Origin of the sequence: Aliiglaciecola sp. (assembly GCF_039982535.1) — a bacterium.
Taxonomy (GTDB): Bacteria; Pseudomonadota; Gammaproteobacteria; order Enterobacterales; family Alteromonadaceae; genus Aliiglaciecola.
The window spans coordinates 45,095-66,726 of sequence record NZ_JBDWYG010000069.1; the positions used below are offsets into that span (position 1 = coordinate 45,095).

17 protein-coding genes and 1 other RNA gene are annotated in these 21,632 nt (G+C 38.8%); 6 read left to right on the forward strand and 12 right to left on the reverse strand.

All coding sequences use genetic code 11. The annotated features are described in order from the left end of the window. Positions 1-4: 4 nt before the first annotated feature. Both ABJV04_RS18790 and ABJV04_RS18795 read right to left on the reverse strand, forming a co-directional pair. Positions 5-3,058: an FAD-binding and (Fe-S)-binding domain-containing protein gene (locus tag ABJV04_RS18790; protein WP_348493237.1), complete on the reverse strand. Its 3,054-nt coding sequence runs from the start codon at positions 3,056-3,058 to the stop codon at positions 5-7. 152 nt (positions 3,059-3,210) lie between these two features. Then, positions 3,211-4,038: a hypothetical protein gene (locus ABJV04_RS18795; RefSeq protein ID WP_348493143.1), complete on the reverse strand. Its 828-nt coding sequence runs from the start codon at positions 4,036-4,038 to the stop codon at positions 3,211-3,213. Between the two features lie 71 nt (positions 4,039-4,109). On the opposite strand from ABJV04_RS18795, the gene ABJV04_RS18800 reads away from it, so the two are divergent. Beyond that, a complete protein-coding gene (locus ABJV04_RS18800) occupies positions 4,110-5,048 on the forward strand; it encodes a fatty acid desaturase (protein ID WP_348493144.1) in 939 nt (312 codons plus the stop codon). 203 nt (positions 5,049-5,251) lie between these two features. After that, positions 5,252-5,470 carry a tellurium resistance protein TerC gene (locus ABJV04_RS18805; protein ID WP_348493145.1) on the forward strand — a complete coding sequence of 73 codons (219 nt, stop codon included), beginning with the start codon at positions 5,252-5,254 and terminating at the stop codon, positions 5,468-5,470. Between the two features lie 78 nt (positions 5,471-5,548). Here ABJV04_RS18805 and ppsA read toward each other — a convergent pair whose 3' ends face one another. Continuing rightward, complete coding sequence (gene ppsA / locus ABJV04_RS18810; RefSeq protein WP_348493146.1) at positions 5,549-7,921, reverse strand: phosphoenolpyruvate synthase; 2,373 nt, start codon at positions 7,919-7,921, stop codon at positions 5,549-5,551. A 211-nt stretch (positions 7,922-8,132) separates the two neighbouring features. On the opposite strand from ppsA, the gene ABJV04_RS18815 reads away from it, so the two are divergent. After that, complete coding sequence (locus ABJV04_RS18815; RefSeq protein WP_348493147.1) at positions 8,133-8,945, forward strand: pyruvate, water dikinase regulatory protein; 813 nt, start codon at positions 8,133-8,135, stop codon at positions 8,943-8,945. A gap of 11 nt (positions 8,946-8,956) precedes the next feature. Beyond that, on the forward strand, positions 8,957-9,640 hold the full coding sequence (locus ABJV04_RS18820) for a DUF2461 domain-containing protein (RefSeq protein ID WP_348493148.1): 684 nt from the start codon (positions 8,957-8,959) through the stop codon (positions 9,638-9,640). 162 nt (positions 9,641-9,802) lie between these two features. Here ABJV04_RS18820 and ABJV04_RS18825 read toward each other — a convergent pair whose 3' ends face one another. The 5 genes from ABJV04_RS18825 to ABJV04_RS18845 form a co-directional block, all read right to left on the reverse strand. Next, positions 9,803-11,023, reverse strand: coding sequence for an HDOD domain-containing protein (locus ABJV04_RS18825; RefSeq protein ID WP_348493149.1), 1,221 nt, complete (start codon positions 11,021-11,023; stop codon positions 9,803-9,805). A gap of 205 nt (positions 11,024-11,228) precedes the next feature. Continuing rightward, positions 11,229-12,623, reverse strand: coding sequence for a diguanylate cyclase (locus tag ABJV04_RS18830; protein WP_348493150.1), 1,395 nt, complete (start codon positions 12,621-12,623; stop codon positions 11,229-11,231). A 134-nt stretch (positions 12,624-12,757) separates the two neighbouring features. Continuing rightward, entirely contained in the window at positions 12,758-13,750 is a 993-nt protein-coding gene (ylqF, locus tag ABJV04_RS18835; protein WP_348493151.1) for a ribosome biogenesis GTPase YlqF, read from the reverse strand. 199 nt (positions 13,751-13,949) lie between these two features. After that, complete coding sequence (locus ABJV04_RS18840) at positions 13,950-14,282, reverse strand: RnfH family protein (protein ID WP_348493152.1); 333 nt, start codon at positions 14,280-14,282, stop codon at positions 13,950-13,952. After that, on the reverse strand, positions 14,279-14,710 hold the full coding sequence (locus ABJV04_RS18845; RefSeq protein WP_348493153.1) for a type II toxin-antitoxin system RatA family toxin: 432 nt from the start codon (positions 14,708-14,710) through the stop codon (positions 14,279-14,281). Before ABJV04_RS18845 ends, ABJV04_RS18840 begins: the two co-directional genes overlap by 4 nt. 140 nt (positions 14,711-14,850) lie before the next feature. On the opposite strand from ABJV04_RS18845, the gene smpB reads away from it, so the two are divergent. Continuing rightward, the gene (gene smpB / locus ABJV04_RS18850; RefSeq protein ID WP_303473886.1) at positions 14,851-15,330 is read left to right on the forward strand and encodes an SsrA-binding protein SmpB; all 480 of its coding nucleotides are present in this window, start codon (positions 14,851-14,853) and stop codon (positions 15,328-15,330) included. A 128-nt stretch (positions 15,331-15,458) separates the two neighbouring features. On the opposite strand, the gene ABJV04_RS18855 is transcribed toward smpB, so the two are convergent. Further along, the gene (locus tag ABJV04_RS18855; RefSeq protein WP_348493154.1) at positions 15,459-16,697 is read right to left on the reverse strand and encodes an NADH:flavin oxidoreductase/NADH oxidase family protein; all 1,239 of its coding nucleotides are present in this window, start codon (positions 16,695-16,697) and stop codon (positions 15,459-15,461) included. A gap of 367 nt (positions 16,698-17,064) precedes the next feature. Here ABJV04_RS18855 and ssrA point away from each other — a divergent pair. After that, positions 17,065-17,424, forward strand: a transfer-messenger RNA (tmRNA) gene (ssrA, locus tag ABJV04_RS18860). Positions 17,425-17,594: 170 nt separating this feature from the next. On the opposite strand, the gene ABJV04_RS18865 is transcribed toward ssrA, so the two are convergent. The 3 genes from ABJV04_RS18865 to ABJV04_RS18875 form a co-directional block, all read right to left on the reverse strand. Continuing rightward, the gene (locus ABJV04_RS18865; protein ID WP_348493155.1) at positions 17,595-19,460 is read right to left on the reverse strand and encodes an acyltransferase family protein; all 1,866 of its coding nucleotides are present in this window, start codon (positions 19,458-19,460) and stop codon (positions 17,595-17,597) included. A gap of 547 nt (positions 19,461-20,007) precedes the next feature. Beyond that, the gene (locus ABJV04_RS18870; RefSeq protein WP_348493156.1) at positions 20,008-20,454 is read right to left on the reverse strand and encodes a hypothetical protein; all 447 of its coding nucleotides are present in this window, start codon (positions 20,452-20,454) and stop codon (positions 20,008-20,010) included. Positions 20,455-20,683: 229 nt separating this feature from the next. Then, positions 20,684-21,541 carry a hypothetical protein gene (locus ABJV04_RS18875; protein WP_348493157.1) on the reverse strand — a complete coding sequence of 286 codons (858 nt, stop codon included), beginning with the start codon at positions 21,539-21,541 and terminating at the stop codon, positions 20,684-20,686. Positions 21,542-21,632: the final 91 nt, after the last annotated feature.

Below are 21,632 nucleotides of genomic sequence, written 5' to 3' on the forward strand. Positions count from 1 at the left end.
ATTTCTATTTCTGTAATACTGCTAACAGTGCCTGTACTGGATGCTTAGGTTTGAAACCTTCGTATCTGTTCACTTGAGTACGGCATGAATATCCTGTTGCCAAAAGTGTTTGCTGAGGGGTTGAGTCCACCACTTGCTTCCAACTTAAGTCATAAATTCCTTTTGATTCTTGTTGATGAATTAGCTCATGACCAAAGGAGCCTGCCATGCCGCAACATCCAGTTGCGATAGGTGTCAAGTTTAAACCAAACCAAGAAAAAATTGCTTTCCAATGGTTATCATTTCCAGCAATGCTGGTTTTTTCTGTGCAATGTGAAATGAGTTTAAAATCGACATCAGGTGTACCATGAACTTGCATTTTGTCTAACAGCTCTCTTTCAAGAGTTTGACTAGCAAGCCACTCATTCACCAACTGAACATTAAAATTACCACGCTGACTACCTAGAATACGACTATATTCATCTCGATAACATAATACTAAAGAACCATCGATGCCTATCATAGGTAAGTTTAGTCTTGCTATCTGATTTAAGAAATCAGCTGTGTTTTTCGCTGTTTTAGCAAATTTCCCTAAAAAGCCTTTAACATGTTGAGGTTTGCCGTTGGGCTTAAATGGCAGAATCACCGGATTAAAATTAAGTTTTTGCAATAATTGAACTAACGCTTCCACTACCTCAGCTTCGTAAAAGCTTGTGAAAGGGTCTTGCACTATCAACACTGTTGCAGCCTTTTCCCTTTCACTTAAGCCAGATAAAGTCTGCAAGTTAAAAGGCATGATTTGTTTTTGTTGAAGCCGCTTATCCAGTGACGGTTCAGACAATAACGGGGCATCTACATAACCTATATAGCGCTTTATTCCATTTTTGATCCAAGATTGGCGTTGAAAGAAATTAACCATCGCGGGTGCTTTGGCCATCCAAGGCGCCATTGACTCAATATTGGCAGTTAATACGTCCTTAGCCGGACGCAAGTAACGTTGATAATAAATTGCTAAAAATCGCGAACGGAAAGACGGTACATCTACGTTCACTGGACATTGGCTTGCACAGGCCTTACAAGCTAAACACCCTTCCATAACTTCTAGCACTTCGTGAGAGAAATCCGGTTTTTTCGATTTATATCGAGTGTTTTGCAGACGTTCAAACCAAGATGGGCGATCTTCGCCTTTTTCCAGTTCAATTATATCCACCTTATTTTGACTAAGTAGACGTAACCATTCTCTGATCATCCCTGCCCGACCTTTAGGTGTATGACGACGATCACGGGTAATTTTACTAGACGGACACATGGTTGATGTAGTGTCGTAATTATAACAAAGTGCATTACCATTACAGCTCATTGCAGCCTCAAACGAATCGCGAACGGCAATGGGGATTTGTCTATCAAGATCACCACGTTTTAAATCGGAGACTTTAACCAACTGTTCTGTTGACTCAATGGGAGTGCATATTTTTCCCGGATTCATTTTATTTAGTGGATCAAAGACACTCTTAATTTTTCGCAATTCAAGGAATAATTCTTCACCGAAAAACTCTGGCCCATACTCACTGCGAAAACCTTTACCATGCTCCCCCCACATCAAACCACCATACTTGGAAACGAGGGCAACCACTTGATCGGAAACCTCTTGCATGATTTTTTGCTGATTTGGATCACTCATATCTAAGGCTGGCCGAACATGCAATACACCCGCATCAACGTGACCAAACATGCCATAAAAAAGGCCTTTGCTATCTAAAAGGGCGCGAAATTCCATGATGAAATCGGCTAGATTTTCAGGAGGTACAGCGGTATCTTCAGTAAAGGCAATGGGTTTTTTCCAGCCATCTGCTTTACCTAATAAGCCAACAGACTTTTTACGCATTGCGTAAATACGATTAATATCAGCCACATCATAGGTTAGCTGATAACCAATTATGCCATCTATGCCTTGCTTTTGAGCGTCCTCTAACCTTTCACATAGCTGCGCTATTTTGCTTTCTATTTCTGTTTTGTCTTCACTATTGTATTCAACCATATTCAAGCCGAGAACCTCTTTACCGGGTACGTCTTGAATAAGGTCTTTCACTGAATGCCAAATAATATCTTGTTTGGCCAAATTAAGGACTTTGCTATCAACAGTTTCGACAGAAGTCGCATTAGCGGCAACCATATGAGGGGCATGTCGCAGGGCTGATTCAAACGAATCATATTTGATATTCACAAGGGCTTTGCATTTGGCAATTGGGGTAATATTCAGTTTTGCCTCAGAAACAAAAACCAGTGAGCCTTCTGAGCCAGTAATAACTCGACTAATATCCAGCTGGGTTAAATCATCGGATACAGTGTGCTCTAAATCGTAGCCTGTCAGAAAACGATTCATGCGCGGAAATTTAGCTAAGATTTGTTGTCGTTTATCCACACAGGTTGCAATTAGCTGTGCGGCAATATCAGTTAAACGGCGATTTTGTGATTCTGCATTTTGTGCGCGCTCAATGGCGATAGGAGCAGTTTCTAAAATAGTTCCATCCACTAAAACAGAGGTTAGTGCCAAAACGTGATCACTAGTTTTACCGTAAACTAGAGAGCCCTGCCCTGATGCATCGGTATTGATCATGCCGCCAATAGTGGCGCGATTACTTGTGGACAAATCCGGAGCAAAGAAAAATCCAAGTGGACGTAAGGCATCGTTTAATTGATCTTTTACAACGCCAGCTTGCACTCTCACCCAAGACTCTTCTGCGTTAATCTCAAGGATTGCATTCATATGACGAGATACGTCAACAATAATACCACTTGTAAGAGACTGTCCGTTGGTACCAGTACCGCCTCCCCTAGCACTAAATTTGACTTGCTCATATTGATTTGAAGTGCGACCAATTAAAGTCAGATCAGCAGTAGATTTAGGAAATATCACTGCCTGTGGTAATTTTTGATAAATCGAATTATCCGTGGCTACCGCTAAACGGCTTGCGTAACTGTATTCAATATCACCAGAGAAACCAGAAGCAGATAACGCTTCTAAATACATTTGGTAATGATTTTCTAACGCAGATTGTGGATCAATACTCGGTAACATTGTCACTGTTTTAAACGTCCAAAAAAGATAGGCATATTATAACCTGTTGCTTTGTGCTTTACCTAAATACATTCGATATAATTTATAAGTTGATTTCATCATACAAGATCAACTATCTAATTGATTTATATGAAACTAAAAATACATTGCCGTTAGGGTTGGTTCATTACATTTAGCCATAAAGGCGTAATTTTCTGATAATACTCAACGGTTTTATCGAACAATCTATTGCGCGCCGGTAAGTCAATCAACTCCCTAGGTAACCATGGATCTTTCGACAAATATTCAACTACTAAACGACCAAGGGCGAAACTGCGTACCAAAATATCTTGTTCTGATTGACTTTCCATTGAATTGCATTCATTGGCAATCAACTCATTGGCATCAACATAAAATTGGTTTAATTCGTCTGTGGGCCAACTATGCTTAAACAACTTAGCGGTTTCAGGGTCAATATCGGTTAAATTGCCAATTAAAATTTTTGGTTTATCGATAATCGAATGAAAATGAAAAATGGTCTCTTCAGCTAAGTCGTTTAAGTTATTAGGCCTTACCCAACCTAGATTCTGAAAAAACTTAAAACCAAGTAACTCTGCCTTACTATGTAACCTTCGCATAATAGTAGGAGTAAACTTGTGCTGCAGTTGATTCACCAACAACCATTGCCCATTCCACTTTATGCTACGTGGTTTTATGTCTAACCAGAAACGCGGCAGCACAAAAGGATTCTTACCCTTTGCCAAAGCATATTTTCCATTATCTCGAATTAATTTTCCTTGTTTTGTCTGACGCGATAATGCCATCCGCATAGACGCTTCACTGATCCCCAATTTATCCGCAATCACCAATAATTGTTTTGCAGAAAGACCTGTCAATTCAGATATTTGAAACCCTTTGATAGCACTGAGTAATTCAAGCACTTTTTTATCGGCGCTGTCCGCGTCGAGTCGATCAATAGCAATTTGATAATTTAACTTCATAACAAATTATTTGCAACTTCCCTATTTTTTGTTATACCTATACTTAGGTGTTTCTATTTGGATATACGACCTTGCTAAAACTTTCAGATCATATTTCTTCTGACGAATTAAGAGCCCTGTGTCAATCTTCTGATTTGGTGGGATGGTATCGTGTTTTAGTTAACTATGCATTGATTTCTGCTGCCGGCATAATTTTACTAATTTTCCCTTATTGGTACACATTTATTTGCTGCAGTTGGATTGTGGGGGGCAGGATACTAGGTATCGCCATACTCAACCATGACGCTGGACACGGTACCTTATTCCGTAGTCACCGCCTAAACCATATTGTAGGTCGTTGGTTATTAGGTGGATTGGTATTAGTTGATTACCACGCCTTTAAAAGTGGTCATGGACTGCATCATCGTTATGCTGGTAGCACACAAGATCCAGATAAACTATTTGTGATTGGCTACCCTGCAACTCCAAGTAGTATGGTGCGAAAATTTGCTCGTGATTTCAGTGGCATTAATGGATTTAAAGAAATTGCCTACCAAATAAGCGTCTCCAGTTGGCAAAAACGGCTACCAAACATACTGGTTCATAGCGTTATTATCGTCAGCTTATTATTTTTCAATGCTCTGTGGATTTATAGCGTATTTTGGGCAGGCTATATTTTCATCTATCCAGCCCTTAGTAGAATTAGAATCATGGGCGAACATGGCGCTGTGACCAACATAAATGCTTTGGATCCGTGTTTAAATACGCGCACTACCTTAACCAATCCATTCGTTTCCTTATTGATTTGCCCGAATAATGTTAACTACCACTTAGAACATCACATCCATCAAAAGATACCGGCGCAAAATTTAAAAAAAGCTCATGTATTATTTAAACAAAGAGGAATGTACGAGGGTTTTGATTGTATCGAAAGCAACTATTGGCAGGTGCTAAAAAAGTGTATTTCTAAGCGTCATGGTAAATCAAATCTCACTCACCATGCCCCTTCTTCGGTCAACAATATGAGTTAATCATTGATAGTTTGTCGTTGGGAAACACAGAAAATAGCTTAGTGAAAACTCACACAACACAACTTGTTACATGAAGAAACACATTTAAACTGAATTAAACGCTACACTAATTTAGTAGTCTAGGCGTGTTATCAACTTCAAGGTTGTATCTAACTAAGTCATTATTCAAATTAGTGAATGGTAACCAATAAAAAAGGAAGCATATGAAAAAGACAATACGAATTACTCTTGGCGCATTGTTATCAGCTGTAGGAATTGTGTTTGCCATCTTACCAGGCTCTATTCTATTTTTAATAAGCGGCCTAGTATTATTAAGTTATGATATCCCGTTTGCACGAAAATGTTTGCAAAAGTGCCAAAACTCATTGGCTGTTAATGCTCGACGCTTAGACAGGTACCTTCTCAACCGTAAATATCGTTAACAACAAACAGCAACTATCTTAAAAAAATAAAGGCAGGGTTAACCTGCCTTTATTGTATTTGCGTTCTTGCTGTAGGGACTAAGCGTGTTTTTCGCCTAAGTACAACCAAGTTTCTACTACAGTATCAGGATTTAAGGAAACACTATCGATTCCTTGTTCCACCAACCAAGCAGCAAGATCTTCATGATCCGAAGGTCCTTGTCCACATATGCCAACGTATTTACCGCGTTTTTTAGCCGCTTTAATTGCCATACTCAACAAGACTTTAACTGCTTCATCACGTTCATCAAATAAATGAGCAATTACCCCTGAGTCACGATCCAATCCTAACGTTAACTGGGTTAAGTCATTCGAACCGATTGAGAAGCCATCAAAGATGTCCAAGAATTGATCTGCAAGTAATGCGTTTGATGGTAGTTCACACATCATAATGACTCGTAAACCATTTTCACCTTGCACTAAACCTTGCTCGGCTAGTAATTCAATCACTTTTTTACCTTCGTCAACGGTGCGTACAAAGGGGATCATCACTTCTACATTGGTTAGACCCATAGTGTTACGAACACGTTTAATAGCTTCACATTCTAATGCGAAACAATCACGGAAGTCTTCAGAGATGTAGCGACTCGCACCACGGAATCCAAGCATTGGATTCTCTTCATCTGGTTCGTACTGGTAGCCACCCACCAAGTTGAAATATTCGTTTGATTTGAAATCTGACATACGTACGATAACTTTCTCAGGTGAGAATGCTGCCGCAATAGTCGAAACACCTTCCACAAGCTTTTGAATATAAAACTCTACTGGCGATTCATAACCCGCCATCATTTCAGAAATTTCTTCTTTCAACTCTTCAGGTTGGTTTTCAAAGTCTAATAGAGCTTTAGGATGCACACCAATCATACGGTTAATAATGAACTCTAAGCGGGCTAGACCTACCCCTTTATGAGGTAAACGTGCGAAATCAAAGGCACGGTCTGGGTTACCTACGTTCATCATCACTTTCAACGGAATATCTGGCATAGCATCGATACGCGATGTCACTACATCGAACTCAAGTTCGGCATCATAAACATAGCCTGTATCACCTTCGGCGCACGACACTGTGATTTTATCACCCGTTTCGATGGAGTCAGTTGCATTACCACAACCAACAACAGCGGGTATACCAAGTTCACGGGCAATGATAGCCGCATGACAGGTTCTGCCACCGCGATTGGTTACAATAGCTGACGCCTTTTTCATGATAGGCTCCCAATCGGGATCCGTCATATCCGTCACCAGTACATCACCTGGCTGAATTTTACCCATTTCATCAATTGAGCTTAATACTTTGGCTTCGCCTGCACCGATTTTATGGCCGATAGCACGACCTTCAGTGACAACTTTTGCTTTGCCTTTCAATTGGAAGTTTTCAATAACCTGAATATCTTCACGAGAACGCACTGTTTCAGGGCGAGCTTGTACGATGTACAGTTTACCGTCAGTGCCGTCTTTAGCCCATTCGATATCCATCGGACGTTTATAATGTTTTTCAATGATTTGAGCTTGCTTAGCTAATTCCATAACCTCTTGGTCATTAATTGAAAACTCTAAGCTTTGAGATTTGTCGACATCCACAATTTCAACTTGTTTACCATGGGACAAATCTGGTGAGTAAATCATTTTAATTAACTTACTGCCCATGTTACGACGAACAATAGCAGGTAAGCCTTTGTCTAGGGTTGGTTTGTGCACATAAAACTCATCAGGGTTTACCGCCCCTTGCACAACCATTTCGCCCAAGCCGTAAGATGAGGTAATAAATACTACGTCTTCGAAGCCAGACTCAGTATCGATGGTGAACATAACGCCAGAAGAGCTTACGTCACTTCTAACCATACGCTGAATGCCAGCAGATAGAGCAACACCCTTATGGTCATAACCTTGGTGAACACGATAAGAAATAGCACGATCATTAAACAGCGAAGCAAAAACATGCTTAATCGCCACAAGAACTGACTCATATCCTTTCACATTTAGAAAGGTTTCTTGTTGACCTGCAAAAGAAGCATCTGGCATATCTTCAGCGGTTGCAGATGAACGCACTGCAAACGAAGCCTCTTCACCAGCATCCCCTTGTAACTTTTCAAATGCGGTTTTAATTTCACTTTCAAGTTTCGGTAAAAATGGGGTTTCAATTACCCAATTACGAATATTTTCACCGGCTTTGGCTAGCGCGTCCACATCATCAACATCTAAACTATTTAGCACTTCATGGATACGATCTTCGAGTCCACTTTGTTCTAAAAATTCGTTAAATGCATATGCGGTTGTAGCAAAGCCCCCCGGAACCTGAACACCTGCATTAGACAGGTTTGAAATCATTTCACCCAATGATGCATTTTTACCGCCTACGCGATTTACATCATTCATTCCCAACTGCTCATACCAAAGTACATATTCTTGCACTGCTAACACCTCAAAGTTTTTTGTCCTGGGCTCGATTGCTAAGGCGCAAACGAAATAAGTTTTGTTGCAAAATAGTGTTCAGATTGGTGCGTACGAATTTATTTTGTTCACCTTCTGGCTTTTTGCGTCAGGGATTTTAGAATGGTGTAAAGATGAAAGTAAAATTTAATTTCTTTCTGTAATAAAATTACAACATTGTTAAGGAATTGTAGTGAGATCAGCTTTTTACATATCTGATGGCACAGCCATTACCGCAGAAGTGTTTGGCCATGCTTTGCTATCGCTTTTCACCGTAGAATTTAAACATTACACCGAACCATTCGTAGAAACTGAACAACAAGCTAAAAAAGTACTAAATAAGATTTCAGACGAATTTAAAGAGACAGGCTTACGTCCATTGGTGTTTTACACCATCGTAAATACTGATATTCGAAAAATGATAGCAAAGTCTGTGGGGATTAATTATAACTTCCTAGACCAATTTGTCGCCCCCCTGGAAAAAGCGCTTGGTGTTCCCTCTATGCCGGAAAAACATCGAACCCATAGCATCCATGAAAAGACCTATGACAATAGAATTGATGCAGTAAATTATGCTTTAGCAAATGATGATGGTTCGAATGTTAAAGACTACAACGAAGCTGATATTATTCTTTGTGGTGTGTCCCGTTCGGGCAAAACCCCAACCAGTTTATACTTGGCATTACAGTTTGGTATAAAAGCAGCTAATTACCCTTTCACCGAAGAAGATATGGGCGATATTTTAAAACTTCCGCCAGCACTGCGGCGCTTCAAAGATAAGCTGTTTGGTTTAACCATCGCACCCGAAAGATTGCATTCCATCCGCTCAGAAAGGCGTGCAAATAGCCGTTATGCATCAATGAAGCAGTGTCGAATGGAATTACGAGAAGTAGAAAACCTTTATCGCAAAGAAAAAATACCATTTTTGAACAGCACTAAGTTTTCCATAGAAGAAATGTCAGCTAAAATTTTGGCGGAAACCGGTATACAAAGACGCAAATATTAGGAAGTTATCGTATGTTTACTCATTTTGATCCAAGCTTGATGACTTTTCTGAGGCAACTGGCTAGTAATAATGATAAAAATTGGTTTGCCGATCATAAACAGGAATATGAAGACAAAGTTCGCACCCCTACCCTTAAATTTATTGAAGGTATGGATAGCTGGATCAAAATGATTTCGCCCCATTACGAAGCCATTCCCAAAAAGATAGGTGGTTCAATGATGCGGCCCTATCGAGATGTTCGTTTTAGCAAAGATAAATCTCCCTATAAAACTAATGTGGGCATTCAATTTCGTCATGAAATAGGCAAAAATGTCCATGCACCGGGATTTTATTTACACATCGAGCCGGAGAATGTATTTCTAGGTGTAGGTACTTGGCGGCCAGAACCTGAAGCCTTAAAGTCCATACGCGAGTACATTACTTTAAAACCAGACAGTTACGAAGACGCAATTCAACACGCGCCGTTTAACGAAATATATGAACTGTCGGGGGAAAAGTTAAAACGTCCGCCTAAAGGCTTCAGTGCAGATCATCCACTTATTGAAGAGATAAAACGCAAAGATTTTATTGCCATATGTCGACTTCCTGAAGCCTTCTTGTTTGGAGGTGATTTATGTGAAGAAGTTGCTAGACGCTATGGCAGAGCCCAACCTTTTCAGAAGTTTTTATGTGACGCATTGGCCTTAAGGTTTTAAGCTAAGCTTTTAGCTTTAAAAACCGCTATCTGAGGCCTACTCGGAGCTGAACTTAATTATGAGTTAGAGAAAACCCAACTGCTAAATTTGTTATATTTTAACTTCAAGACATGTCGCGAAAAACGAATAATAATGACCTTAAGCCCATTCAAGTAAACAGGCTTAATCAATATAATTCATGACTTCGTCTGTCCATTTTAATGCATCAGAGTAGCACTTTTTAAACAGTTCAAGTTCTTGTTTAGATAGGCGTTCAAATACTTTGTCGTCCAAGCGTTCGATACCAATGGTGTTTTGCAGTAATTTACCCAAGTCATTGTCATGAAAAAGCAAGGCTGATTTAATCGAATCACTAAGGGTTAAGCTATCTAGTAGAACTTTGATTTCAACTTGAAAAACGGCATCTATTCCTGATAGTAAACCAACCAAAAAACTTTCAGAAGAGTCCGTTTTTACCCCACCCGTTAATGGATTATCAGAAAATAAAGATAAGGTTTTAGCTCTTACTAATAAGGTTCTAAATAGTTCGCTCGGTTGAGATGACTTTGATGCTAAGGTTAAGATCATTGCCCACTGTTTTACCACTTGTAAGCCAAGCCTTACCACTGCATCTTTAACCGAGGTGACTTCTCTAACCAATTGATAAATCGGACAATTAATCAAAGCTAAAATTTTAACGGTGAGTACAGGATCGCGAGAAATCAATTCAGCTACTTCATTGGCTTCAATATCATTTCGACTTAATTGAGAAACCAACTGCAACGCGGAATTTTTATTAGCATCAATTTTTTGACCGCTAATTAACGATGGTTTTTCTAAAAAATAGCCTTGGAATAAATCGAAACCCAATTCCATGCATTCATCGAAGCTTGCTTGGTCTTCAACTTTTTCTGCCAGTAACTGAAAACCAATTTTTTTTAATTTCGGAAAAACTGCTTTTAATTTATTGAAATTAATATCAAGGATATCAATTTTCAATATTTTAATATGTTTGAAGAAAGGAAATTTAGAGGGTTCGAGAATGTAGTCATCTAAAGCAAATTCGTAACCAAGACGCCTTAATTCAGCGATTCTTTTTAACACTTTTTCACTAGGTTCAACGGTTTCTAATATTTCAAAAATAAGATTATGAGGCGGTAGAGGGAAAAAATAATCTGAGTCTAAAAAATCCATATCAACGTTAACTAACATGGGAAGATCTAGGTTTACATTACTGTTGAAAACTGAGGTACACACATTAACCAAAAGATCTCGAGTAGCGATAAGATTTTTGTCATCACTATCAGAGTTGAATATATCTCCTCGATAAAGAATCTCACTGGCGACCATTTTACAATTTCTATCAAAAATAGGTTGTCTAGCAAATAAAATAGTCTCTTCCACAGGCTTCCTAAAACACATTAAGCGTATAATTTAATAGTAATCTTTTAACTCTGAATTATAAACAGATGTTTAACATTTTTATATTCCACTTTAAGCTAATACGCCTATTCAGGCTTCACACTCACAGGTAAATATTTTTAGCGTTAACATTTTACTTTTTAAAGGTAGTTTATTTAAAGGGATCGGGAGCAAAATATCTCACGCATCATCTATGGTCGAAGGTAATTTTAACTTGATTCTTGCCCTCTCCTTTTGATTGATAAAGTGTGACGTCGGCATCTTTTAACCCTTTTTCTAAATCGAGTTCTTCTGAGGGCAAAGACACTTGCACCCCCATACTCACAGTTACCGATATCTGGGTGGTAGCGTTAATATCTATTTTAAGATTACGAATTCCGTCCAACAGGCGATCCGCCAAACTAGTTGCATCATCGGCCTCTTTAATTGCTGCGACAAAGGCGAACTCTTCTCCGCCGTATCGACAAAAAGCGTCATCTACTCGAAAGAAACCATTTAAGAATTTCGCGATATCAACTAAGACAATATCACCAGCATCATGACCATAGGTATCATTAAACACCTTAAAATCATCAATATCTAATAAACCAAAAGCGACCAACGCCCCTCGCCTGTTACACGACTTAATTAATCGGTGGGCATGATCAATAAAAAAACGTCGATTAGGGATATTGGTTAAAGGATCGTAGTAGGCTATTTTTTCTAATTTAGCATTGGCTTGTCGTAGCTCTTTAGTTCTTTCATCAATTAAATTTTCTAGCTCTGTCTTCAACTTTTTGAATTCATTATTTTTGTTTTTTAATTGCTCGAGATAAAATTTACGCTCTGAAATATCACGCTCGATGGCAGCAAAATGCGTTACTTCATCATATTTGTTTTTGAGGGGAATGATGTTCATATCAACCCAGTAGGGTCTGCCATTGGCATCATAGTTTAATAAAGTTTCACTGACCTCCTGACAATTTTCCAGGGCACGATGAATACGATTAGTAGTTTGTTTATCTGTTAAAGGGCCTTGTAAAATTCTCGGTGTTTCACCAATTACATTGTCCTTACTGTAACCGGTTATTTTCTCGAAGGCTTTATTGACGTAAATAATTTTGGGACTGAGTGGGTAGTTAATATCTGTCGCATCTGTAACGATGACCATGTCCTGGGTGTTTTCAACAATGGCTTTAAAGGAAAATAATTGTTTAGAATCTGAAATGTCAGTGAAGGTCACCACAATGAAGGCTTCAGGGCTACCAGGCTCCCCCTCAAAATAGGCGTTAATGAAAAACCAACTAATAGTATCAACAGAGCTGTCTAATACACCAAGCACCTCGTTTTTGAGGCGTTCACGGGTTCGTTTTACTTTATTAACAGGATAGTCTTCTATCAGCAGTTTTTTGCCTGACTCATCTAAAAATCGCCACTGAGGATCGATGGAACACTTACCAATTATTTGTTTATAGCTCAACCTTAATAGACGTAATGACGTCGGGTTTGCGTATATAATGGAGGTATCCCAGCGATGGATAACGACGCCAATGTGGGCATTTTCGAGAAGCTTCTTGGTATTTAGCTCAATAAAGTCAGTCATCAAGATCATCTACAAAATGAATACGTATTAAGTATAGATCAAAAACCCGCTCCGTCTAATTACTTGGAAACATAAATCAACGGTAATTTTTTTACCTAAACATTTGAATGTTCTGTAAAATTAGGCTACCCACTTCAACGTTTACGTCGTTTATTTTTAGTTTTTCCTTCCATTTTTATGGCTTTAGCATCGCGCTTATTCGGGGTCGCAGAACCGTCTTTGAATCGCTGTTTTTTAGCCTCTTTTTCGGCTATCTTTTGTGCCGCTAATTCAGCTACCAGTTTTTCTTCTTGGACAACCATATCTGGAGTTTCTAAGGTAATACGGCCCAATTTTCCAGAGCGAAGTTCATTGATAAGAACCTCACAGATTTTATGCAAATTAACTCTTCCGCCGGCGCGTAAAGCACCACGTTTGCTTGCGGCAGCCTCTAGAAACTCAATTTCAGTATCGGGAATAGCATCAAGACTAAACCTTTCCTGCATTAAATCAGGATAGGCTTTGATCAGGTAATCCGCTGCATAGAACCCCACATCTTCATAGTCCATTGCGGTGTCTTTTATGGCTCCTGATGCTGCAAGACGATAACTACTGTTTTCGTTTTCAATTTTTGGCCACAAGATACCAGGAGTATCAAACAGCACTATGCCACTTCCCAAATTTATCCGCTGTTGGGTTTTAGTCACAGCCGGGACATTGCCAGTTTGCGCAATGATTCGATCCGCTAAGGTGTTAATCAGTGTCGATTTACCCACGTTAGGGATACCAACAATCATAGTATTTATGGACTTAATACCTGCATCTTTATCAGGTAACATTTTTCTACACAAATCAACGATTTGCTTAATTTTTGCTGGCTGCTCGGTGGTAGTAGGAAAGGTTTTTACGCCTTTTTCTTGCTCTAAATAGTCTTGCCATTTGAGCGTCAGTTCAGGGTCAGCTAAATCTGTTTTACTTAACACTTTTATACAAGGTTTTTCTCCTCGCAAGTGTTTAATAGCTGGATTTTCACTTGAATAAGGTATTCGCGCATCCAGCACTTCAATAACCAGATCCACACTAGGTAGAACATCTTTAATCTCTTTTTGGGCCTTATGCATATGCCCGGGATACCACTGAATTGCCATTATTATATTCTTATCATGTAATTGCTAAATCGAATTCATTACACGATAAGAATTCAAATTTGCAGAAAAAATTTCAATTAAACTAAGAAGTGGATGAACCATACTTGTTTAAATTTTTAGGTAATCAAACCAGATTAACGAGCGTGTGAACAACAGATTTATCTTCCAAGTAACCATCTACTTCCAAGTAATACGACCTTTAAGATTTAACTCTGCCACCCGTTACTTTATCAGCTCGCCCTTCTAGTTTAGCTTTTTCAGCACGAATACGGCGAACCTCTTTAGGATCAGCGATGAGAGGTCGATAAATCTCGATTCTATCACCGTCCTTGGGAATATCTGTTAGCTTGCATGTCCGATTCCAAATACCAATCTTCAATTTTGACAAATCAATCTCTGGAAAGCGCCGTAAAACACCCGACGCCTGTATAGCTTGCTCTGCGGTTTTATCTTTTTCGATGGTGACGCTAATCAGAGCTTGCTCTGTTGGTGTACCGTAAACTACCTCAACTGTGATTTGCGAATCGCTCATAGGTAAACCTCTTTCGCTCTGGCTGTAAACGCATTTACCATGTTAGTCGCCAGAGCATTGAATACTTTACCAAAAGCCATTTCCGCCAAACGACTCGAAAACGCAAAATCCAATTTTAATTCTATTTTGCAGGCATCATCGGCTAAAGCGGTAAACGACCAACCACCACTTAAATGGGAAAAAGGTCCTTCAACAAGATTCATTTCAATGGTTTTACCTCTGTCTAAGGCATTTAATGTTGTAAACCACTGCTTTACCCCCGCTTTGGCGATCAACACTGCCGCTTTCATTGAATCGTTGTCGTGTTCAAGCACTTTAGTTTCTGCACAACCAGGCAAAAATTCAGGATATGAAGCTACGTCATTGACTAAATCAAACATCGATTCGGCACTAAATGCTACTAGCGCACTGCGATGAACACTTGCCATCCATTTTCCTCTTAATAACCTTGCAATTTCTCGTGGAAGTTTACCACGAAATACTCGATTGCATAGTTTATCCATGTAAATTCAACTATTTTTCAACTCATCTACAGACAAATTAAATCGGCCTGATATAATTCGCCACTATGAAGAAAAAGAACGCTAAATCAAATAAAAGCAATACGATAGCTTTAAACAAAAAAGCCCGTCATGACTATCACCTGCAAGATAAAATCGAAGCGGGTATAGAATTGCAAGGCTGGGAAGTAAAAGGCATTCGTGCAGGAAAAGTTAACTTAACAGATAGCTTTGTGAATATTCACAATGGCGAAGCTTATTTGCAAGGATGTAAAATCACTCCACTAAACCAAGCTTCTAGCCATGTTGTGTGTGATCCCGACCGTCAAAAAAAGCTGCTAATTCATCGCCGGGAAATTGATCGTTTAATGGGCGCGAGGGAACGACAAGGTTACTCGATTATTGCAACGGCTATGTACTGGAAACAGTGCTGGGTGAAAGTAGAAATACACCTTGCCAAAGGTAAAGACGCCCATGATAAACGCGATACGGTTAAAGATCGTGATTGGGCCCGCCAAAAAGAACGCATGATGAAACACAGTGCCTAGTTACAGCCTTGAGCTAACAAAGTAAAAGCCTTGAGCTAATAAGGTAAACGCCCTGAGTTAACGAGCCCAATCGCTAGTAAGCAATTGGGCTCGGCTGTTTTCCCTTGCCCCCTATCTTCGTGCACCTATTACTTGCCTTGGTGCGGCCTATTTTGGCGATAACGCTTGGTTAATTTAGCGGCTATCACTTGGTCCAAGACTAAGCTAAAGATGGCTGAAGCATTGATTTTAGCGTCTTTACCAGTGCCGATGCGCCGCAGTTGACGCTTAACAAGAGCCATATTTGCCAAGCCACTCAAGGTTTTATTTTTCCATTGCACATGAGGCGTAATACTGACCATGCCAGGTACTTGCTGCCAATGATTGGGTAAGTCAGGATTGTAAGCAAGTGCGGTGGCCATTCCCACTAAATCAACTCCAGACTCAAGTACCTTCTGAGCTACCGGCAAGCGTTTAATCCCCCCTGTTGTCATAATCGGAATTTGGCTTTGTTGGGCAATATTACTCGCAAACTCAAGAAAATAGGCCTCCCTTGCTAGTGTTCTATCATCTGCGGTTCGACCTTGCATAGCCGGCGCTTCATAACTACCACCAGAGAGTTCAACCACATCGATATTATAGGGCTCAAGCATTTTCACAACGGCTAATGCATCATCCACATCAAAACCGCCTCGCTGAAAATCAGCGGAATTAAGCTTCACTGCCACGGCAAAATCAGTAGCACAGGCAGCTCTTATGGCACTGACTATTTTTAGCAATAAACGGGCTCGGTTTTCTAAACTTCCCCCCCATTGGTCAGTGCGCTGATTAACTAACGGAGTTAAAAATTGCGCTAATAAATAACCATGGGCAGCATGAATCTCAACGCCATCAAAGCCAGCTTTTTCAGCTAGTAAAGCGGTTGTGGTAAATCGTTGAATAACATCTTCTATTTCGTCTTCAGTCATCGCTTTGGGTTGGCTAAATAGGCTTGAATGTTTACCAAGATCCAGTGCCACATTCGATGGTGACAAGACTTTACCGCCCATTTTCTTAAACACCTGTCGCCCTGGATGATTAATTTGCATCCAAACCTGTGTATTATTCTTTTTAGCTTTTTGCGCTAATGTTGCAAACGGAGCTAAATCCGTATTTTGTTCTAACGCCATACCACCAGGGCCCGTCATGGCTAAGGCATCCACCATGACGTTACCAGTAATGATTAGGCCCACTCCACCTTCCGCCCACTTTTGATATAAATTAAACAAGGTTTCATCGGGCAATTGTTTGGCGTTAGCTAAGTTTTCTTCCATCGCCCCCTTTACCAATCTATTTTTCAGGGTTTTACCACAAGGCAGCGAAAATTCTTCAAATATAGCGTTAGACATTACACCCTTCTTACTCAACAAAAATTAAACGTTATTTTTTCAATACAAAATAGCTATTTGCACACCAACTAGCCCCATTATTTGCCCCCCTAAAAGTGGGTATTGATGGCTGGCCTCTACCTTGAGGAAATCTTATCATCTTCATACACTGGGTTGTCAAAATGCTCTTCTCTCATCAGCAAAAGCAAGCAAAACGTCGACTTGGTCGCGGTTTTCAACCGTAAACCTGTACAATAAAACCGCAACAACACAAAATCCTCTGATAAACGATTAAAACCCAGCCACTTGAAACAAAATTTACTGTCCCCACATATTGTTTTATAGAAGGATGTGTTATCCTATCTGCTACTTGAAAAAGTACTACATCGGGGCTGATTTTGGATTCGACAGGAATCGGGATGCCTTAGGTGCATGCAGAGGTGCGGTTTGCCTCTTTAAACAGCCGCAAAAAAATAGTCGCAAACGACGAAAACTACGCACTAGCAGCTTAATAACCTGTATAGGCCCTTCCACTTCAGCCGTCTTCTATTCGTGAAGGTTAGGAAGGTCATACTAATAGAATAGCGAGGGAAACTTGTCCGAGGTTGAACCGCGAAATAGTATCGGAACAGCTACGAGGAATCCTGTTTGTCGGAGTCCAAAATAGTTAAATAAAAGACAAAATAAGCATGTAGTACCGACGGTTGAAGCTTTCTGGACGCGGGTTCAAGTCCCGCCAGCTCCACCAAATCTATAAAATAAGACGCTTTTTAGCGTCTTTTTTTATGTCTGACATTCTTTTACTTATTATTTAGATTGCCCTGATCTGCATATCTCTCATTTACTAATCACACTAAGGTGGTTCTTTTTTAAAAAGGCCTAAGTAAAACAGTGTTTGATTTAGATCAACCGATAAATCTAATAAATCTTGGGCATCTTAGATACATGCCATTTCGCACCTGATAAAGTTAAATGCCCATAGTCAAAATGTAATGGGACGCCTTCATCAGTTGTTAATTTACACTGACCAGATTGGCACTCACTATTAAACAGAGATATGAACTCTCCTCCATTTTTTATCGTTGCTGCTTCAATATATTTATCCATAACTTCTTTAGAATGAATACGATGGCTATCTATTGATTCCAATTCCCCCCTTTTAATCGCTCTAGCCAGTATTGATGGGAAACTACCATTATATTCTACAGTATTACCCAATACGTAAACCCTAATACCTCTTTGCTTTAAAAACGATACCGTTTTTGCTAGCAATGGTATCTCACGTCTAACCCAGCGAGCCGAAATTATTATGGTATCAAAACCTTGATTATCCAACATAGGCCCAAGTACATAATCAACAACTTCAGTGCAGTAGCTTGTTCCTTTACTATCTAAAACAGGTCTGCATCCAGAAGCTGTAGCCTGCATTACATTTGCTTGAGGATATTGAATTTCAAATGCTCGCCAAAACTGTGCTGCGTGGCTATCCCCCAAAATAATAACATTTCTGCTATTCCCTATTGTTTTTGCACACATTTCAGGACTAAATGAAATATGTCGATGTGCCATTCCTCTGAAGCACGGTGATCCAACACGATATTGAAATTTATAGTTCGGCGTCTTTTTATAATTATTATATGAGTCTATTTTCGAGATGTATTTATCTGTCGTTTTCAAATAATCTATATTGTTTATCAGAAAACTGGTTACTAAACAAAACACAAATAGAGATAAAACTCCAACCATTACAACCCGTTTTGGTGATTGGTTACTTCTAAATTTAATGAGAAAATTCTTTTCAATTATGTAATATGAAAATGTAGCAGCGATAAATGAAAGAGCCACCAAAAATACTGTTTCATTTAAATCCAATTCTATGCCGGTCTCTATACGATACAAAGTTATTATTGGCCAATGCCATAGATATAAAGAATACGAAATTTTCCCAACATATTGGAGAGGTTGTAGCGAAAGCAACTTGCTTAATTGAGCAACTTCCCCATATGACAACAATAAGAATGTTCCCAAACAAGGAAGCATCGCCCAAGGAAACGGAAAGCGCCATCGTGGTTCTATATAAAAAAAACCTATCAAGATACAGAATAAACCAAGCAAAACTAAACTGTTTGCTAGCGTTACAGAGTTTACTTTGGGGAAGAATTTAATAGCAACAAGGCTTCCAAGGGCTAATTCCCAAGCTCTACTGTGGAGTAAATAAAAGCCTGCGTCCGCATGACTGATTGATGCATACCAACTTAAAACTAATGATAGAACGATAATAACCAACAAAAAAGGCGCATAATTTTTGTTGAAATATTTTTTAATAAGTAACAAAAGTAAAGGAAATAACAGATAAAACTGTTCTTCCACACCTAATGACCAAGTATGCAGCAACGGCTGAGTTTCAGCCAGAGGACTAAAATAATCAGTTTCGAACCAGAAATATATATTAGATACCGAGAGTGCGGCTGCATTTATACTATTTTTAAGGCTTGCAAGTTCCGTTGGTAGAGCCAAAAAATAACTTACGATTAAAAGAGCAGATAGCATGAATAATAAAGCGGGAAATATTCGAATAGTTCTTCTTTTGTAAAATTCTATCAACTTAAAGTTATTATTATCTAATTCATCGATTATAATTTTAGAAATTAAATATCCAGAAATGACAAAAAAGATATCCACACCTATAAACCCTCCGCTCATAGATGATATTCCTGCATGATAAAAGACTATTGGTAGGACAGCTATAGCTCTCAATCCATTAATATCTGCTCTATATTTCATAATTTAAGATAGTTGTTGATATGCATTGTGTAGTTAACTTTAATAGTTTTATCGTCTAAAATTTTATTTCTCATTCAAAAAACGACAGAGTCAATTGTTAATTTATTGTAATGCAAAAGGTACTACAAGAAAAATACTTTATTAATATCAGTATTTTATTTATGAACCGCATAATTACGTATAGAAGCCACCCAGTTTATTGTTGACACAGCAATAATGTTACTTGAACAAAGAGAAACGCATTAAATGGGTTAAGTTCCAAGAAATAGACAGTGAACTGGGAATAGCAGAATATTGTGTAAGAACAAATGGTTCTTTTGTGTTTTTCAAAAGCGTTTGGCAACACTGATATTGATTCAATTAGAGATAAAATAGAGGACAGTTTTTCAAAATAATTATAATAGTACTGATTTAAATGTTCTTGGTTATTTATATGATAAAAACCAATAGCTATAAAAAACTATTGAGTTTATAAACCCCATGAGAATGGAACGCAGCTCAATTTATGTAGATTACTGCAAACTTATTTTCATTTTTTAGAAACGATTTAAATATATTTGCTTACCTTAATCCATAGCTCACTTCTGATATGTTCACATAAATCTATTAGTGGCTGCGACAACTCAATTAGATCTTGAAGCTCTGGAAGATGCATTCCTATACCATGTCCAATAGAATCATTTAATAGTTGTGGATTTCTGAAAGATATATCTGTATGAGCAATGAATTGATCTCGATATTCCATAACCTCGTGATGTTTCGCAACATATTTAGATGGTATAAGCGACTTGGCGTCTTGTTTCAATCTCTTGTTATACTTCCCGTAGTTAGTCTTAAATGGCCGAGCATATGACACTATGGCAGATTTAATTACTATAAGCTTTAAGCCATCATTTTCTAACCCGTCAAGTAACTTTAGAGTAGCTATGCACTCCTGCAAGTCACTTATGCAAAGACGATTAAACACATATTGCTCTTTTTCTTTTGTATCCATCTACGTTTACCACCAAATCTAAAATGTATGAAATGACCAAAGGATACAATAACACTCCTTGTTCAATGTACATAAGTAAGCAATCCAATTGACTTTAGGACTATACATTTATATCTAAAGAACCGTTGATATTTGACTTTAAGTAATGTGTCTATAAACGTCAGAGGATCAAGTCAATTGAAGCAGTGTTAGGCTGTTTTTTAAAGGTGAATTAACGAAATTCAAATACCTAACACCCTAGATGTTCGTTGCTCACCCTCTGTTCAATTGCTGTTTGAAGCGCAACCGATACCGGCTTCGTATTCTTAAGATAATATAGTGATTCAATGTACATATTTGGGAGCAAAGAAAGGAAATGAGCTTCGCTACGATTATTAAATAACCACACTGTGGCACTGCGACGCCATGCCATATAATAGGAACAAAAAAATGGGACAGGATATTCTATGACAGGGATAAGATCATGAACTAGATTGCTGGGCTGCATCCGCTCCAATAACCATTTTGTCAAAAAAATAGTGATTGGACATTGAGTTAAAATACTATCAACAGCACCGTCTGTCACCCCGTTGTCCGTCTCTGTATAGATTTCTACTTGATATTCGTCTAGTAGTTCTAGGTAATTTCCACAAAGTGTCTTTAAAAAGGTTTCGGCTTCTGCAACGGCTAAGTTTAATTCGGGTTGTACAAGAAGCTGTTTAAAAAGACCATCGACTTCAGATGCCGAAGCTATCGGCAGAGTTTCTAATAATAAAAATAGGTTTGAAAATGAAAATTTTAACTCTGCACTGATAACGGCCAATTCCTTTTGCAAAGACGGGTGATAGATGTCAGAAATTGTTTCTAACTGTTTAGGAGTAAGAGCGATTGACTGATTATGATGGAGTAAGTACCAAACTAAAGTGGGACTGTTTGTATATTGAGTAAAAAGCTTATCGGCATATTGTGGTTCGCCCAGAGCTAACTCTGTCAGACCATGAGGATCAAGAAAAGCAGGAGCGTTTTCTTCTCCAATAAGGTCCAGAAACATCTCTAAATTTACTCCTTTGTTGTTTACACAACCAAGCAGAGTAGCTTCTATACACATTCCGCACATCTATTAGATTCCCTATTTTAAAGATTGCCGATATCCGAACTAAATTGCTGATGAGTAAGGTACTATTTTTTCACATATATGC